Source organism: Pseudomonas fluorescens, assembly GCF_900636825.1.
GTDB classification, from domain to species: domain Bacteria; phylum Pseudomonadota; class Gammaproteobacteria; order Pseudomonadales; family Pseudomonadaceae; genus Aquipseudomonas; species Aquipseudomonas fluorescens_BG.
In genome coordinates this window covers 540,943-557,778 of the sequence record NZ_LR134318.1, presented here as the reverse complement: position 1 = coordinate 557,778, position 16,836 = coordinate 540,943, and the positions used below count along the sequence as shown (strand labels likewise).

Annotated in this window: 14 protein-coding genes; 3 read left to right on the top strand and 11 right to left on the bottom strand. The window is 60.9% G+C overall.

Annotated features, from left to right (window positions below; genetic code table 11):
* Positions 1-84: 84 nt before the first annotated feature.
* Entirely contained in the window at positions 85-1,833 is a 1,749-nt protein-coding gene (locus EL257_RS02450) for a molecular chaperone (RefSeq protein ID WP_126359518.1), read from the top strand.
* Positions 1,834-1,922: 89 nt separating this feature from the next.
* Here the strand turns inward: EL257_RS02450 and serB are convergent, their stop codons facing one another.
* Positions 1,923-3,137, bottom strand: coding sequence for a phosphoserine phosphatase SerB (gene serB / locus EL257_RS02445; RefSeq protein ID WP_126359516.1), 1,215 nt, complete (start codon positions 3,135-3,137; stop codon positions 1,923-1,925).
* Between the two features lie 134 nt (positions 3,138-3,271).
* On the opposite strand from serB, the gene EL257_RS02440 reads away from it, so the two are divergent.
* Positions 3,272-4,786 carry an AhpA/YtjB family protein gene (locus EL257_RS02440; RefSeq protein WP_126359514.1) on the top strand — a complete coding sequence of 505 codons (1,515 nt, stop codon included), beginning with the start codon at positions 3,272-3,274 and terminating at the stop codon, positions 4,784-4,786.
* A 372-nt stretch (positions 4,787-5,158) separates the two neighbouring features.
* Here the strand turns inward: EL257_RS02440 and EL257_RS02435 are convergent, their stop codons facing one another.
* The 9 genes from EL257_RS02435 to EL257_RS02395 all read right to left on the bottom strand — a co-directional run bounded on the left by EL257_RS02435 (position 5,159) and on the right by EL257_RS02395 (position 14,549).
* On the bottom strand, positions 5,159-5,872 hold the full coding sequence (locus EL257_RS02435) for a PqiC family protein (RefSeq protein ID WP_126359512.1): 714 nt from the start codon (positions 5,870-5,872) through the stop codon (positions 5,159-5,161).
* Positions 5,873-6,048: 176 nt separating this feature from the next.
* On the bottom strand, positions 6,049-8,313 hold the full coding sequence (parC, locus tag EL257_RS02430; RefSeq protein WP_126359510.1) for a DNA topoisomerase IV subunit A: 2,265 nt from the start codon (positions 8,311-8,313) through the stop codon (positions 6,049-6,051).
* Between the two features lie 7 nt (positions 8,314-8,320).
* Positions 8,321-8,845 carry a retropepsin-like aspartic protease family protein gene (locus tag EL257_RS02425; protein WP_126359508.1) on the bottom strand — a complete coding sequence of 175 codons (525 nt, stop codon included), beginning with the start codon at positions 8,843-8,845 and terminating at the stop codon, positions 8,321-8,323.
* Positions 8,842-9,831, bottom strand: a complete 990-nt coding sequence (locus EL257_RS02420; protein ID WP_126359506.1) for an esterase-like activity of phytase family protein — start codon at positions 9,829-9,831, stop codon at positions 8,842-8,844. The genes EL257_RS02425 and EL257_RS02420 overlap by 4 nt, the downstream gene beginning before the upstream one ends.
* Positions 9,831-11,738: a DNA topoisomerase IV subunit B gene (parE, locus tag EL257_RS02415; RefSeq protein WP_126359504.1), complete on the bottom strand. Its 1,908-nt coding sequence runs from the start codon at positions 11,736-11,738 to the stop codon at positions 9,831-9,833. Before parE ends, EL257_RS02420 begins: the two co-directional genes overlap by 1 nt.
* A 41-nt stretch (positions 11,739-11,779) precedes the next feature.
* Complete coding sequence (locus EL257_RS02410; protein WP_126359502.1) at positions 11,780-12,388, bottom strand: YqiA/YcfP family alpha/beta fold hydrolase; 609 nt, start codon at positions 12,386-12,388, stop codon at positions 11,780-11,782.
* Positions 12,389-12,575: 187 nt separating this feature from the next.
* Positions 12,576-13,391 carry a 3',5'-cyclic-AMP phosphodiesterase gene (gene cpdA / locus EL257_RS02405; protein WP_126359500.1) on the bottom strand — a complete coding sequence of 272 codons (816 nt, stop codon included), beginning with the start codon at positions 13,389-13,391 and terminating at the stop codon, positions 12,576-12,578.
* 97 nt (positions 13,392-13,488) lie between these two features.
* Positions 13,489-13,941, bottom strand: coding sequence for a DUF1249 domain-containing protein (locus tag EL257_RS02400; protein WP_126359498.1), 453 nt, complete (start codon positions 13,939-13,941; stop codon positions 13,489-13,491).
* Complete coding sequence (locus tag EL257_RS02395) at positions 13,932-14,549, bottom strand: NUDIX domain-containing protein (protein ID WP_126359496.1); 618 nt, start codon at positions 14,547-14,549, stop codon at positions 13,932-13,934. The genes EL257_RS02400 and EL257_RS02395 overlap by 10 nt, the downstream gene beginning before the upstream one ends.
* 227 nt (positions 14,550-14,776) lie before the next feature.
* Here EL257_RS02395 and EL257_RS02390 point away from each other — a divergent pair, with 227 nt between their 5' ends.
* The gene (locus EL257_RS02390) at positions 14,777-15,523 is read left to right on the top strand and encodes an RsiV family protein (protein WP_126359494.1); all 747 of its coding nucleotides are present in this window, start codon (positions 14,777-14,779) and stop codon (positions 15,521-15,523) included.
* Here the strand turns inward: EL257_RS02390 and cytX are convergent.
* The gene (gene cytX, locus EL257_RS02385; RefSeq protein ID WP_126359492.1) at positions 15,492-16,784 is read right to left on the bottom strand and encodes a putative hydroxymethylpyrimidine transporter CytX; all 1,293 of its coding nucleotides are present in this window, start codon (positions 16,782-16,784) and stop codon (positions 15,492-15,494) included. The two genes, EL257_RS02390 and cytX, sit on opposite strands and share 32 nt — an antisense overlap.
* Between the last annotated feature and the right edge of the window lie 52 nt (positions 16,785-16,836).

Genomic DNA, 16,836 nt, shown 5'->3' with positions numbered 1-16,836 from the left:
ATAAAAAAAATCAAAAGATCGCAGCCTGCGGCAGCTCCTACAGGTTGAATGCCAACATGTTTATTTGCTGCTATGGTTTTTGGCATGAGCCAGACCATCTTTTCTCCCAGGCTACATGCTCCGACTCCCACGCAACCGCGCCTGTCGTTTTGCGACGCCAACCCGCGCGACCTCAAGCGCTGGATCGCCGGCCTGCCCAAGGCCAATATCGGCGAGACCGCCCGCCTGCTCTATCAAGGCCTCGGCGAGCTGAATCTTTTGCTCACGCCCAGCGACAATCGCCTGCAACTGCTTGAACTGTTGCGGCCCGAGGTGTATTTCGTCTGCCAGCATTTGCAGCGGCACTTTCTGCATCAGGCGATCATGCTCGATGAGCGCTCACGCAAAGTCAGCAATCTGTGCCAAGCGTTGCAGGGACATCTGGCGGTCGGCTACAAGCAAATCGTCCTGCGCATTACCCCCAAATACAGCAAGGATCGCGCCGCGCTGGTCAGCACGGCGTTGCAGCGTGCCGCTCATGCACTCAAGGCGCAACTGGTGCGCGCCACGCAGCTGTACAGTTCACCGCCCGAACACCTGTGGTTGGAACTGCATCAGCTGTATCGCAGCGCCTGTGACTTGCAGTTGCAACAGCGGCGGATCCGCGATGACCTGGCGTTTCTGACCAGTGAACTGAGCATCGAACAGACTTACATCGCCGCATTGCTGCTGGGCAGCTCCCGCTGTAATCAATTGCGCCAGAGCCAGATCGCCCGGCTGGCCGAAGTCATCGAGCCGTGGAGCGCGCTGCTCACCCTGCATCCGTCCCATGGCGATGAGGGGTTGTTTGCGATCAGCCCGGAACTTGATGTCGGCCCGCGCTACCGCAAGATGTTTCGCAGTGAGCAACAACGGGGCCTGCTGAGTTTCGACCCGCAACCGCTGGTCAAGCAGCTCGAAACACACCTGCTGCAACAGCCGGGCTCCACGCCATTGCCAGTCTCCGCGGGCCTCAGCCTCGACACTCTGCAACACCTGCACGCGACCTGGGGGCAAGCGGCCGAGCGCAGCTTTCAGCGCAATGCCGGTCAGGGCACGTTGACCGTGTGCGTCGGCATGAGCGCCCTGCACTTTTACCTCGGCGGTGGGCGCACGTTCAGCGAACTGCTGAAATATCCGGGCGGGCGTGCGGCGAATTTCAGCAGCATCGTCGCCAAGGGGGAAAACGACAGCTGGAGCCAGGCATTCGACGCCGCCCCGCAAAGTAACGATGAGCGTCTGCCATACGAGGAAATTCAGTACGACCAATTGAGCGAAGACGAAAGCGCTGACAATCCACCGAACTATCCCACCTATGCCTTGCCCGTCATTAACCACAGCCCCGGCGGTTATTGCCTGGCTTGGCCAAGCGAGGTGCCGGCCGAATTGCAGGCCGGGGAGATGCTCGGCATTCAGGACAGCGAGAGCAACGGCTGGAGCATTGCGGTGATTCGCTGGATTCGTCAGGTGCGCGGCAGCGGCACGCAGATGGGCATCGAACTGGTCGCGCCCCACGCCCAACCGTGCGGCTTGCAACTGGTGCGCTCAGGGGATGATCACAGCCAGTATTTGCGTGGATTACTGTTGCCCGAAATCAGCGCGATCGACTTGCCGGCCACCGTGCTTGCCCCGCGCCTGCCGTTTCAGGAGGGCAGCAAGGTGCTGATCAATACTCAAGGCGAAGAGCACCGCGCCGGTCTGGATCGGCGGGTGGCAAGTACGCACAGCTTCAACCAGTTCGCCTATCGCTCGCTGGACTCCGCACGGAATGGCGGCGGTGAAGAGGATTTTGATTCGTTGTGGAAATCGCTTTAAAGCAAAAGATCGCAGCCTGCGGCAGCTCCTACGGGGAATGCATATCCCAATGTAGGAGCTGCCGCAGGCTGCGATCTTTTGATTTTTGGTTACAACTGCCCGTCGCGATCCCGGAAACCCAGCAGATACAACACACCATCCAGCCCTAGAGTGGAGATCGCCTGCTTCGCCGATTGCTTGACCAGCGGCTTGGCGCGGAATGCCACGCCCAGACCGGCAATGGCCAGCATCGGCAAATCGTTCGCGCCATCGCCGACCGCGATGGTCTGCTCCAGACGCAAGCCTTCCTTGTGCGCCAGCTCCCTGAGCAAGTCAGCCTTGCGCTGCGCATCGACTATCGGCTCGACGGCCACACCGGTGCACTTGCCGTCGACCACTTCCAGTTCGTTGGCGAACACGTAGTCGATGCCGAGTCTGGCCTGCAATTGCTTGGCGAAATAGGTGAAACCGCCGGAGAGAATCGCGGTTTTGTAGCCCAGACGCTTGAGTTCGGCGAACAAGGTTTCCGCACCCTCGGTCAGACGCAGCGAGGCGCCGATCGAATCCAGCACGCTGACGTCGAGGCCTTTGAGCAGCGCCAGGCGTTCCTTGAAACTGGCGCGGAAATCCAGCTCGCCAGACATCGCTCGCTCGGTGATTGCCGAAACCAGCTCGCCAACCCCGGCCGCTTTCGCCAGTTCATCAATGACTTCCGCTTCGATCAGCGTCGAGTCCATGTCAAATACCGCGAGACGCCGATTGCGGCGGAACAGCGAATCTTCCTGGAAGGCGATATCGACGTTCAGTTCCTGCGCAACGCTCAGGAATTCGGCCCGCAACGCCTGCGGATCGGCCGCTTCGCCACGCACGGAAAACTCGATGCAGCCCTTGCCCTTGTCGGCCGGCGTGTCGAGCGGCATACGCCCCGACAGACGATCAATGTGGTCGATGTTCAGGCCATATTTGGCAGTGATCGAACTGACGGCCTGCAATTGGCCGGCGGTGACTTTGCGTGTCAGCAGCGTGACGATGTGACGTTTTTTGCCCTGATTGCCCACCCATTGCTGGTAATCCTCTTCGGACACCGGCGTGAAGCGCACTTGCTGATCCAGCTCATAGCCTTTGAACAGGATGTCCTTGAGCACAGACTTGCCCTGTTCGGAATCGGGAATTTCAACCAGGATGCCGAACGACAGGGTGTCGTGGATCACCGCCTGACCGATGTCGAGAATGTTCACACCACCTTGTGCCAGAACCCCGGTGATGGCCGCCGTCAGACCCGGACGGTCGACTCCCGTGATGTTAATCAGGACGATTTCGCGCAACGCGCACCCCCGCAACTGGAAAAAAACCGCATTCTACCCACTTTCAGTGACCATCGGGCACCGCCAGCGCTTTGCCCCTCTTGGGCCTGTCGCTATACTGCGCGTCAACTTCACGGACAAAGAGCCGAGCTCAAGTGAACCGGCCCACGCCAGTTAAAACCGATAACTTCTTCCTGCTGATCTTCCGTGCACTGCGTCACCGCCGTGTACCGATTGCATTGCGCATTGCCAGCCATAACGTGATCCTGGTCGCCCTGGCCCTGGTGATCTATGCCGGCGTGATGGGTTTGCAATTCAAGCAGGCCATGCACCAGCAGGCCGATGCGCTGGGCGAAAGCCTGACCACGCAGACCGCAACCTCGGCCACCGAGCTGTTGGTGTCCAACGACATCCTCAGCCTTAACGTGCTGCTCAACAACCTGACCAAGAACAAACTGGTCGCCCATGCGGCGATCTACAGCGTGGATAACCGCATCCTCGCCGAGTCCGGTCAGCGGCCCAAGCACAGCCTGTTGGGCGAAGCCGAAGGCATGTACGAGAGCAAGATCACCTTCCAGGACGTGACCGCCGGGCAACTGCGCATCAGCCTGGACATGGATCAGTTCCAGCAACCGATGACCATCAGCCTGCAAAGCATGGGCATTCTCAGCGGGATTCTGCTGGCGCTGTCGCTGGCCCTGAGCCTGCGCATCGGCCGTCATCTGTCGACGCCGTTGCTGCAATTGCGCGTGTGGCTGCGGCGGATCGACGAGCACACACCGGGCATCGATCGTCAGGATGAGATCGGCGATCTGGCGCGGCAGCTGCACGCCAATTACGCCCCGGAACCTGCGCCAGAGCCGGAGCCAGAGCTGGAACCTGAGTTCGAAGACGAAGACGAGCGGGAATTCGAGGTGCGTAATCTGCGCGACCCGAGCTTCGACGAAACCCGCCCGATGGCCGCGCAGAAACCTGCACCGCGCCACCTGGTCAGCACCGTCGAAGATGACGACGACGATGACGCCTTTGCCGACCTGCGCGATGAATCGCTCGACGGTGCAGTACAGCCGCTGGTTCGCAAACCGACCCCAAGCGTGCCGCAGCACACTGCCGTGCTGGCCGTTCAACTCGGTTCGCAGGAGCAATTGCGCCGCTTGCCACGTGCGCGCCTGGAAGAATTGCAGGACCGCTATCGCGACTGCCTCGAGCAGGCCGCTTCGCTGTATCAGGGTGAAATCGAAACGCTGAATGACGGCAGCACGTTGCTGCTGTTCCACACCGAAGACTGCGGCGACGACTACCTGACCAATGCCATCTGCTGCGGCGAGCTGCTGCGGGCACTGGGCCATCAGTTGCAGATTGAAGTGGCGGACAGTGGCATCACCCTGCAATTGCAGCTGGGCCTGACTTTGGGCGATGAATTGTTTGGCCTGAGCCAGATTGATCTGTTGCTGACCGATTCTGCGCAGGATGCGTTGGCCTTGTCGCAACACAGCCGCAATCTGCTGCTGGTCGAGCGCAAGATCAGTGATGACGCGCTCATCCGCCAGCGTGCGCGGATCAGGCCGATCGCCAGCCCTGAGGGCGCTTGCTGCGTCGAGCGGTTGATGGAGCCTTATCCGTCGATGCTGGAACGGCAACTGGCACGGATGCATGAGCGCCGGGCTTAAAGTGTAGAAGCTGCCGAAGGCTGCGATCCTTTCGCGGCTAAGGATAGGCCCGCAGACAAGTGATTGTCTGCGGGCTTTTTTGTGCGCGGCGTTATTGGAACCGTGTTAATCCTGAAAAAGCCCTCACCCTAGCCCTCTGCCTGAGGGAGAGGGGACTGATCGGGGGATATTCCAGCGTTGCACCGACATGAACGTTTGGCTGTGAATCCATAATCGCCAAGATCTCTCAGGTCGATGTAAGACGCCAGACACCTCGGTCAGCTCCCTCTCGCTACGGGAGAGGGCTGGGGTGAGGGGCTTTTGATCTTCTACACCGTCTCCAGATACAACAAAGCCCACACAAGGCGGGCTCTGTCCTGACTCGAATCAGGCTTAGAAGCGGAACACTTCCATGTCCGTACGAATCGGCGAGGCCATGGGAATCTTCGGCTGTTTCTCGGCCTCCGCCGCCGGTGCTGCCGGTTTCGGTGCGGCTTTACGCGGTGCGTCAGCGACCGGCGGCTGATTGGCCAGCGGCTTGAGCGCGACCGAGAGTTGCTCGGCCAGTCGCTGCAACAGGATTCCCTGCGCCTGCACCTGCGAAGCTGTGCTACCGGCGTGCAATTCCTGCAGATGAATGATGCGGTTGTCGCGCACCTTGCCCCGGCGATCGATCAAGCGCCACTGCGCGTCGAGGATCGCTGGCTGCTTGGCACCGGAGTCCAGCCGAGTGATCGTCAGCAATACCTGCACATCCGGGGTGAACCCGGTCGTGGCAGGCGCCAGCACCACTCGCTGACTGTCCAGATGACCGGCTACCTGACGCATCAGCAGCTGATCGATATCCGACGAAAGGCTGCCCGCCCAACGACCATCGGTCGCCGCTTGCAGGCTGCCGTCCGGTTGACGTTGCAGCAGTGTTTCGCGTTGCAGGTAATCCGCCACGACCACCGGCCCCAGCAAAACCGCCATACCCGCGCTTTGCGCAGGCTGAACCGGACTTCCGCTGTCCAGCTGATACAGCGACACCGGTTGGTGAACGCTGCAACCCGCCAGACCAAGAACACCGGCGAGCAACAAAATAAGAGGAAGGCGCAGAGCAGTCATCGTCCCGTCCAAGTGGCCGCCACAAGGCTGACCACAGTGAAAATACTCAATAAATATGAAGAACGCTCGGCCACGCCGGCGCTTGAAAGGCCATATCATCCGTGAATATGCGTTCCGACTCCAGCGCCAAAGCGTCGATCTACGCGTTAAATCGTAGATCGGACGCTCTAGGACGCCTAATTGAGGTTTTCGACGAGCAGCGCATCGACCCGCTGAAAGCCCCTTGGGAGTTTATTCCCGCGGCGTCCACGTTCACCTTTGTAGTGTTCGAGGTCTTCGGCCTTCAGTTTGTATGGACGTTTACCCGCTTGCAGGATCAACGTGGCACCCGCAGGAATCACAGCGATATCGGTGACAAACTCTTCCCGGCTGGCGACACGATCACCCGGAACACCGATGATCTTGTTGCCCTTGCCCTTCGCCAATTGCGGCAGATCGCTGATATTGAACACCAGCATACGCCCCTCGCTGGTCACCGCGGCAAGCAAATCCTTATCGCGATCAGTCACTGGGCGCGGCGCGATAACCTTGGCGTTGTTCGGCAGGCTCAACAACGCCTTGCCGGCCTTGTTCTTGGCTTGCAAGTCTTCGCCTTTGACCACGAAACCGTAACCGGCATCGGAGGCAATGACGTACAGCGCATCGTCTTCGGGCATCAGCACGCATTCGAACGAAGCCCCTGGCGGCGGTGTCAGACGGCCGGTCAACGGCTCGCCCTGGCCACGAGCCGATGGCAACGTATGCGCGGGCACCGAATAGCTGCGGCCCGTGGAATCGATCACCACGGCAGATTGATTGGAGCGCCCCGCCGCCGAGGTCTTGAAGCCATCACCGGCCTTGTAAGACAGGCCCGTGGCGTCGATATCGTGACCTTTGGCCGAGCGAATCCAGCCCTTTTCCGACAATACGACGGTCACTTTCTCGTTCGGCAGCAGATCGTGTTCGGTCAGCGCTTTGGCTTCGGCACGTTCGACGATTGGCGAACGGCGGTCATCGCCATAGGTTTCGGCGTCTTTGATCAGCTCGGTACGCACCAGTTTTTTCAGTTTGGCTTCGCTGCCCAGCAGCGCTTGCAGCTTGGCTTGCTCCTTGAGCAATTCATCCTGCTCGTCGCGCAGCTTCATCTCTTCCAGCCGCGCCAACTGACGCAGACGGGTGTCGAGAATGTAGTCGGCCTGAATCTCGCTGAGGGCGAAACGCTCGATCAGCTTGGCTTTCGGGTGTTCCTCGGTACGGATGATGTGGATCACTTCATCCAGGTTGAGGTAGGCGATCAGCAAACCGTCCAACAGGTGCAGGCGACGCTCGACCTTGTCGAGGCGGAATTGCAGGCGGCGACGCACGGTCAGCACGCGGAATTCCAGCCATTCGACCAGCAGCGCACGCAGGTTTTTCAGCTGCGGCTTGCCGTCCAGACCGATGATGTTGACGTTGACCCGATAGGTCGACTCCAGCTCGGTACTGGCGAACAGATGCTGCATCAACGCTTCGTGATCGACACGGCTGTTGACCGGGATGATCACGATGCGGCACGGGTTTTCGTGATCGGATTCGTCACGCAGATCGGCAATTTGCGGGGCTTTCGACGGTTTCGCCTGCATCAGCGCGGCGATCTGCTCCAGCACCTTGGCGCCGGACACCTGGTGCGGCAGCGCGGTGACGACGATATCGCCGTCCTCGACGTGGTACACCGCACGCATGCGCACCGAGCCCTTGCCGGTTTCATACATTTTCAGCAGGTCGGCACGCGGCGTGATGATTTCCGCTTCGGTCGGGTAATCCGGGCCCTGAATATGCTCACAAAGCTGTTCGACCGTGGCTTTCGGCTCATCGAGCAAACGCACGCAGGCGGTGGCGACTTCGCGCAGGTTGTGCGGCGGTACGTCGGTTGCCATGCCTACGGCGATACCGGTGGTGCCGTTGAGCAGAATGTTCGGCAGGCGCGCCGGCAATACCAGCGGCTCCTGCAGAGTGCCGTCGAAGTTCGGCCCCCAATCGGCAGTGCCCTGACCGAGTTCGCTGAGCAGCACTTCGGAATAACGCGACAGCCGCGCTTCGGTGTAACGCATGGCGGCGAAGGACTTCGGATCGTCCGGCGCACCCCAGTTGCCCTGACCGTCGACCAGCGTGTAGCGGTAGCTGAACGGCTGGGCCATCAGCACCATCGCTTCGTAACACGCCGAGTCGCCGTGCGGGTGGAACTTGCCGAGCACGTCGCCGACGGTACGCGCCGATTTCTTGTGCTTGGAGTCGGCGTCCAGCCCCAACTCGCTCATCGCGTAAATGATACGACGCTGTACCGGTTTCAAGCCGTCGCCGATATGCGGCAAGGCACGGTCCATGATCACGTACATGGAATAATTGAGGTAGGCACTTTCGGTGAAGTCAGCCAGCGAGCGGCGTTCTACGCCGTCTAAGCTGTCTGCAAGGATGTCGCTCATGCGGGCCTCATCGGTTCGTTGTCTGGCGCAGCAGCATGGTGCCGCCGCGCTGAGTAAATTCAAGTTTGTTCAGGGCGCTCATGCCGAGCAGCACCTGATCGCCATGCAACCCCGGCGCCACCAATGCGCGGACGTCCCGCAGCACGATGTCGCCCAGTTGCAGGCGGGCAATTTTCGTTCGATAGCCCTGGCTCAGGCCGTTGGCCGTGCTCAGGGTCACGCCGAAGCCTTCTTCAAGTTTCAAACGCTTGGCCAGATCCGCCGGGATTGCCACGTCGGTGGCGCCGGTGTCGAGCATGAACTCCACCGGCTCACCGTTGATCTGACCGCTGGCGACAAAATGCCCTTGGGCATTGCTCGCCAGTTTCACTTCGATAAAGCCTTCGCCCTGCTCCGACGTCACGACAATGTTCGGGTTCTGCTGGCGCTGTTCCCACTGGCCGAAGAACCGTGTGGCCAGAAACAACGCCGCGCACCAAGCCAGAATCATCAGCACTCGACCGGCGCGCTTGCCCGGTGGTTGCTGGCTCACGGCTTGGCGCTCCAGCCACCGTCAGGCGCGGCGAAGCGCCAGACTACCGGGCGCGACTCGCCATCGGCACGCGGGCCAAAATTGTTGTCGACGCCGACCCACGCGCCTTCAGCGTCGATGATCAGGGCTTCTTCCAGACCGTAGTTCTGCGAGTAACGGCGGTTGGCCTGCAGCAGTTCGGCGGCGTACGACCAGCAATGCTCGACCGCGGCTGTCTGCGCGTCGCGGCGGCAAATCCGAAAAGCATTGCGTTCCAGCGTAAACAGCTTGCCTTTGAACAATGAAATATCGGAAAAGTCGCGATCGACCGCTTTCGCGCGGGGAAACTGCGGCGGTTGCATCTCTTTGCCGCCTTCAGTGACCAGCACGCAGCGACCGTCGCAGTCCCACACCGTCTGCAGGCGCTTGATCTGCAGCAAGCCGCGGCTCTGCCGTTCGGCCGCAAGCCACATCCGGTCGCCCGCCGGATTGATCGCCAGGCCCTCGAATATCGCATTGAAATGTTGGAGCATGCCGCTGGCCCGAGCTTCGCGAACCATCATCGGGGAAATCTTCAGCCAGTTGACCGGGCCGATGACGGGCACCTGCAATACCGCCGCATGGCCCTCGCTGACGATGTAGCGATTGCCAGCGCTGTCACAGCTGATGCCCTCGAAATCCAGATCGCCTCCGCGCACGAACGACGCGGCCCAGTTGCGCGAACGCAAGCCCCACGGCAAACCGGTCTCGGGCACCGGGGGGACGTCGAGGTGCACGGCTTCGGCCTGCCAGACCTGATCGGAGGTATTGAGCTGGTAGATCTGATCGTCGTCGCGGTCCGATACGGTCCATAACTCGCTGCCGCACATGGCCAGCCCCGACAGGTTGCCGCCGCGCATGCCCTCGACGGGATGCTCGGAAAGCACGCGCAGTTCCTGCGGCGCTTCGGCCAGCGCCGAACCGCAGCTGAGGAGTAACGCACCCGCCAAGGCCCAGCCAAACCGCATCAGGCCAGCACCTCGGCGAGGTTGCCTTTGGATTCGAGCCAGCTCTTGCGGTCGCCAGCGCGTTTCTTCGCCAGCAGCATGTCCATCATTTCCGAAGTTTCGGCGTAGCTGTCGCCCAGCGTCAGTTGCACCAGACGCCGGGTGTTCGGGTCCATGGTGGTTTCGCGCAATTGCGGCGGGTTCATTTCGCCCAAGCCTTTGAATCGGGTGACTTGTGGTTTGCCGCGTTTCTTTTCGGCCACCAGACGGTCGAGAATGCCATCGCGCTCGGCTTCGTCGAGGGCGTAGTAAATTTCCTTGCCCAAGTCGATGCGGTACAGCGGCGGCATGGCGACGTAGACGTGACCGGCATCCACCAGCGGGCGGAAATGCTGGACGAACAACGCGCACAGCAGCGTAGCAATGTGCAGACCGTCGGAGTCGGCGTCGGCGAGAATGCAGATCTTGCCGTAGCGCAGCTGGCTCATGTCCGCCGCGCCCGGATCGACGCCGATGGCCACGGCGATGTTGTGCACTTCCTGGCTGGCGAGCACTTCGCTGCCGTCGACTTCCCAAGTGTTGAGGATTTTGCCGCGCAACGGCAGGATTGCCTGGAATTCCTTGTCCCGCGCCTGCTTGGCCGAACCGCCGGCGGAATCACCTTCGACCAGGAACAGCTCGGAACGCATCGGGTCCTGCCCGGCGCAGTCAGCCAGTTTGCCGGGCAACGCCGGCCCCTGGGTGACGCGTTTGCGCTCGACCTTCTTGCTCGCCTTCAGACGACGACCGGCGTTGTTAATCGCCAGTTCGGCCAGGGCCAGCCCAGTTTCCGGGTTGGCATTGAGCCACAGGCTGAACGCATCCTTGACCACACCGGAAACGAACGCCGCCGCTTCACGCGATGACAGACGCTCTTTGGTCTGGCCGGAGAATTGCGGTTCCTGCATTTTCATCGACAGGACGAAAGCGATGCGCTCCCAGACGTCTTCCGGTGCCAGCTTCACGCCGCGCGGCAGCAGGCTGCGGAATTCGCAGAACTCGCGCATGGCATCAAGCAGGCCCTGACGCAAACCGTTGACGTGGGTGCCACCCTGCGCCGTCGGGATCAGGTTGACGTAGCTTTCCTGCACCGCGTCGCCACCTTCCGGCAGCCACAGCAGAGCCCAATCGACCGCCTCTTTATTCCCGGCGAAGGCGCCGCAGAACGGCTCGTTCGGCAGGCGCTCGAATTCGCTGACCGCATCGACCAGGTACGAGCGCAGGCCGTCTTCGTAATGCCACTCGACTTTCTCGCCGGTGCCTTTGTCTTCGAAGCTGACCAGCAGGCCCGGGCACAACACAGCCTTGGCCTTGAGCACGTGCTTGAGGCGGCTGATGGAAAATTTCGGCGAATCGAAATATTTCGGATCCGGCGCGAAGTACACGCTGGTGCCGGTGTTGCGCTTGCCGACGGTGCCGACGACTTCCAGCTCGGTGGCCTTGTAGCCGTCCTTGAAGGTCATCTGGTATTCGTTGCCGTCACGCTTTACGCGCACGCGCACTTCGGTCGACAGCGCGTTGACCACGGAAATACCCACACCGTGCAGACCGCCGGAGAACTGGTAGTTCTTGTTGGAAAACTTGCCGCCCGCATGGAGCTTGGTGAGGATCAGTTCGACACCCGACACGCCCTCTTCCGGGTGGATGTCGACCGGCATGCCACGGCCGTCGTCGCTGACTTCCAGCGAATGGTCGGCGTGCAGGATGACTTGCACCGATTTGGCGTGGCCGGCCAGAGCTTCGTCGACGCTGTTGTCGATAACTTCCTGGGCGAGGTGGTTCGGCCGACTGGTGTCGGTGTACATGCCGGGGCGTTTGCGCACCGGGTCGAGGCCCGAGAGGACTTCGATGGCGTCGGCGTTATAAGAGCTAGCGCTGGGAGTGGCCATAGGGTCTCGTCGTCAGTCATTCATGAAATAGGGGCAGGACTTCACAGCGCGGTGAAATCGACTGCCTGATACAAATCGGCGCCAATGCCGGCGAAACTCAACAGCGCCGGCAATTGCCCGGCGAAACCCTGGAAACTGTGGTCGCCGCCGGCCTGAATGCGCAAGGCACAGGCGCGGTAATACTGTTGGGCGAGGCGATAATCCAGTGTTTCATCGCCGGTTTGCAACCAGACCTGATAACGCTGCGGATCCTGCGGCGGCGGCACCTCCAGTGAGGCCAGCGCCGTGACATGGTCGTGGGTCAAGTCCCAGGTTTCGTCGGTATACAGATTTTTCTGCGGGCCCAGATAGCCGTCGAACATCCGGTGCGGGCTGACCGCCGGATTGACCAGCAGTGCTTTCAGGCCATGGCGCTCAGCCAGGTGAGTCGCATAGTAGCCGCCGAGGGAGCTTCCCACCAGCAGCGGGCAGCCCAGCTCGGCGATTGCCTGTTCGAGCTGACCGATGGCTTCGCGCGGATGATGATGCAGCGCCGGCACGCGCAATTGCTCGCTCAATCCCAGCCGCTCCATGACCGCGACCAGCTGACAGGCCTTTTTGGAAGCCGGAGCGCTGTTGAAACCGTGGATATAGAGGATCGAACCGGACATTTGAGCTCCCTGGGCGTCGGCGAAAGATAGCGGAGTTTACAGGGAGTCAGGGCCGGAGGGGCCATACAAATGATGCCTGCCTGCATCCTGTAGGAGCTGCCGAAGGCTGCGATCTTTTGATTCTGTTTTTAAGCTCAAAAGATCGTCCGAACGCGGCCCGAGCCTTCGGCAGCTCCTACAGGGATTATCAATAGCCGTTGGAACCGTAGTCGACGGTGAATTGGAAACCGGTGACTCGCTCCACCCCGGTTTCCAGCCCTCCGTCCGGCAACAGCCGCAACCAGCGATACCCCGGCGCCTGATCGCCGACCTTGAAATCAGCGCTCCCCGGCTCGAACTGGATGCACGTCGAAGGCGAAGCCATCAAGCGCACGCCATTACGCATGCGATCAATCTCCTGATGCACATGTCCCCACAACACCGCGCGAACCTGGGGAAAACGATCCAGCACTTCGAAAAACGCCTCGGGATTGCGCAAACCGATCGGTTCCATCCACGCGCAACCGATCGACACCGGATGATGATGGAAACACACCAGATGATGGCGCTCCGGCGCTTCGCTCAATGAGCGAGCGAGCAATTGCAGCTGATCGTCCTGCAAATAGCCCGGCACCGAACCCGGCACTGCCGAATCGAGCAGCGTCACCCGCCAGTTGCCGATGTCCACCACCGGTTCCAGCAAGGCGCTTTGCACGGCGGCGATGGCCATGATCTGCGGCTCGTCGTGATTACCGGGAATCCAGCGCGCCGGCGCATCGATTTGCGCGCTCAGCTGGCGAAACTGCTGGTAGGACTCCAGCGTGCCGTCCTGGGAAATATCGCCGGTGGCCAACAGCAGATCGATCTGCGGCTGTTGCGCCAGCACCAGATCGATAACTTTCTGCAGGCTTTCGCGGGTCTGCATGCCCAGCAGTTTTCCGTCCGCTTCGGCGAACAGGTGGCTGTCGGACAACTGCACCAGCAGCGCCGGGTCGGCGGTGGTCAATGTGGATACGCTCGGCAAGGCGCTCTCCCGGGGCTAAGCCACGCAATCGATGGGTGCGGCAATTATGCTGGGGATCAGGTCAAGGGGAAACCGCCGAACCGGACGCAGTTCACAACTAGCGAACGACTTCGTACTCGTGCCCCAACGCCAGGCAATGACTCAGCCATTCGCCGAGGAACAGGTTGAGCTGAGCCTTTTCATCGGGTTGGTGCATCGCGGCGTTCGGATAAGGATAGATGCCGCGAAAGCGTCGCGCATGTTCAGCGCTGATCACTTCGGCCATGCGCGCGTCGTGATAGACCTGCACTTCCAGCTGCGGCACCGGCAGCCATGGCAGGCTGTGTTCCTGACGCACTTGCAGCGTCGTGGTGTACGGACAGGTTAGCAGCACTTCGAGGGCGAGCACGCCGAGCATCTGCTCACCCTGGGTCACGGCGATGCGCCGGGCCTCGGGCTCGTTGCGCATGTCCGGCACCAGTCGCATCAGGCGCGCATAATTGGCCTCGCAGGCGGCTTGCAGCCCGACGAGATCAACCCGATAACGATCGCGCAGCTTGTTTACGACCATAGCCCCCTCACTTCGGCGCGATTGAGCGCCAGCCACTGCAAGGCGATGATGCTCGCCGCGTTGGCAATACGTCCGTCGCGGACCGCCTGCAAGGCATCTTCGAATGCCCAGACCGTCACGCGAATGTCTTCTGCCTCTTCTTCCAGCCCATGCAGGCCACCCACACCGTCCGTGCTGCAACGCCCCAGATACAAATGCACGAACTCGTTGCTGCCGCCCGGCGACGGAAAATATTTGGTCATCGGCCACAACGCCTTGATGTCCAGCCCAGCTTCCTCCTGCGCTTCGCGGTGAGCAACTTCTTCCGGTTGTTCATCCTTGTCGATCAGACCGGCGACCAGTTCGACCAGCCACGGATTATCGGTCTTGCCCATGGCGCCGACCCGGAACTGCTCGATCAGCACCACTTCGTCGCGCTGCGGATCGTAGGGCAATACGCACACGGCGTCGTGGCGCACGAACACTTCACGGTTGATCTCACGGCTCATGCCACCGGCGAACAGTTCATGGCGCAGGTGCACACGGTCGAGCTTGTAAAAGCCTTCGTAGCAGTTTTCGCGCCGCACGATATCGACAGCGGTCGGAATGGCGTTGGCAAAATCAGTCATGAGCATCCTCTTTACTGCAAATCCGTTACGAGGCCGGCCGCTGTGACCGGCAACCTCGACTTCGCGCCATCCTAACGCGCCCGCACCGTTTGATGCAGCCCCTTTACCGTCAGCGGGATGGACGGTGAAGGCGAAACCCACTCTAATTAGCTTAGTGGCGAACTGACTGCTTTGTTGAGAGTCGAAGCGGTAACTTTTTGCCTTCCCCTGCTTTCGAAAGGACGCCCATGTCGCTTTTCAAAATTGCCTCCGTGGCCGCTATCGCCCTGACCCTGGGGGCTTGTGCCAGCCTGTTCCAGCCCAACTATCGCACCCCGCTGGAAACCACCCGCGACGCCTCCGAACAGCTCAAGCCAGGCTGTTCCAATCCGGACTGCCCGCTGGTGAACATCGACACCTTGCGCTTCCCGGACGAGCCAGCACTGGACGGCATCATTGAAAAACGTCTGCTGCAAATGACCCGCACCGAGAAGAACGCCTCGGTTGCGCCGACCCTGGCGGCGTATCGCGAGCAGTTTCTGGCCAGCGCCGGCCCGCGCAACAGCACTTACCTGCAAGCGAAAGTACGCGAGCAGCATGACGGCCTGGTGATCATCGAAGTTTCGAGCTACCTCGATACCGGCGGCGCCCATGGCACCCCGGGTCGCGGTTTCATCAACTATTCGCGCCAGCAGCATAAAGTGCTGAACCTGTCCGACATGTTGCTGCCAGGTCAGGAAGAGGCGTTCTGGAAAGCCGCGCAAGTGGCGCATAACAGTTGGTTGATCAGCACCAAGCTCGATCAGGAGCCTGAGTTCGTGGCGAACTGGCCGTTCGTGAAAACTCCGAACGTGGCACTGACCTATGGCGGCGTGATCCTCAAGTACGACGTGAGCACCATCGCGCCTTACGCGCTGGGCCACGTCGAACTGAAGATTCCTTACCCGCGCCTGAACGGCATCCTCAAGCCTGAGCTGTTTCCCGGCCGTAACTGAAGGCCCGACCCAGCACTAGCTGCAGCAGCCCTGCCAGCACCAGCGCCGGCAGGGTGGCGCCAATCTCCGGATACAGATTCGCCAGCAGATGGTAAGTACTCACGCCACCCAGCCATGCCAGCAATGCCGGCCAACGCAAAGCGGCTGACGCGACCTGGGCACGGCGCTTGCGCAGAATGAAGTGATCCACCAGCACCACGCCGAACAGCGGCGCAAATACCGAGCCGATGAGCAAAAGGAAATTCTGGTACTGCGCCAACGGCGCCAGCAGGGCGATCAGCGTGCAGATCACGCCGATGGCCAAGGCCAGATGCTCGACTTTCAGGCGCAACAGAATCCCGCTCGAAACCGCAGCCGAGTGAATGTCGGCGAAGGCGTTTTCCGACTCATCCAACAGAATCAGCAACAGCGGAATGCCCAGACCGGCGCCAGCCAGAGCCAGCAGCAGCGCGTTAACTTCGCCGCTTGGTGCAAACGCCAGGGTGTAGGCAACGCCGAGGCTCATCAGCCAAAAGTTACCGATAAAGAAACCCACCGCCGTACCGCCAAATACGTTCTTCGCGCGTTTGCCGAAACGCGAATAGTCGGCGATCAGCGGTAGCCATGACAGCGGCATGGCGATAGCGATGTCGAAGCCCACGGCGAACGGCATCGAACCGTCACCGGCACGCGCCCACAGCGCGGCGAGATCAGCTTTGGCGAACAGATTCCAGGTCAGCCACAGGCATGCCGCCAGCAACAGCCAGATACCCCACTTGCGCAGAATCTGCCGCACGAAGGTCAGTGGCCCACTGACCGCAAGCAACGTCGCCAACGCGCCGAAAAACAGCGTCCACAACATCGGACTCGACCACAGCGAACCTTCGCTGAACGCACGGGTGCCGAGCAGGCTGGCGGCATCGCGCATGACGATGATTTCGAACGAGCCCCAACCGATCAGTTGCAACAGGTTGAGCAACGCCGGCAGGCTCGCGCCTTTATTGCCGAGACTGAGTTTCAGCGCGGCCATCGATGACAGGCCGGTGTCACTGCCGATCACGCCAACGGCGGCCAGCAACAGCACGCCCACCAGCGTGCCGAGGAAAATCGCCAGCAGCGAACCGGACAGGCCCAGACCGGGCGCGAGCAATGCGCCGGTCTGCAGAACCATCAGGCCGATGCCGAGGGAGAACCACAGGGAAAACAGATCACGACCGCCGAATACACGCTTGTCGGCGGGCACGGCGAGGTCGGGAGAATAGGTGCTGGGTTGAATGCTCAAGGGTGTTATCTCAGAGGGACATTTGTTGTTGTGTTTACCGTTATCGCCAGCA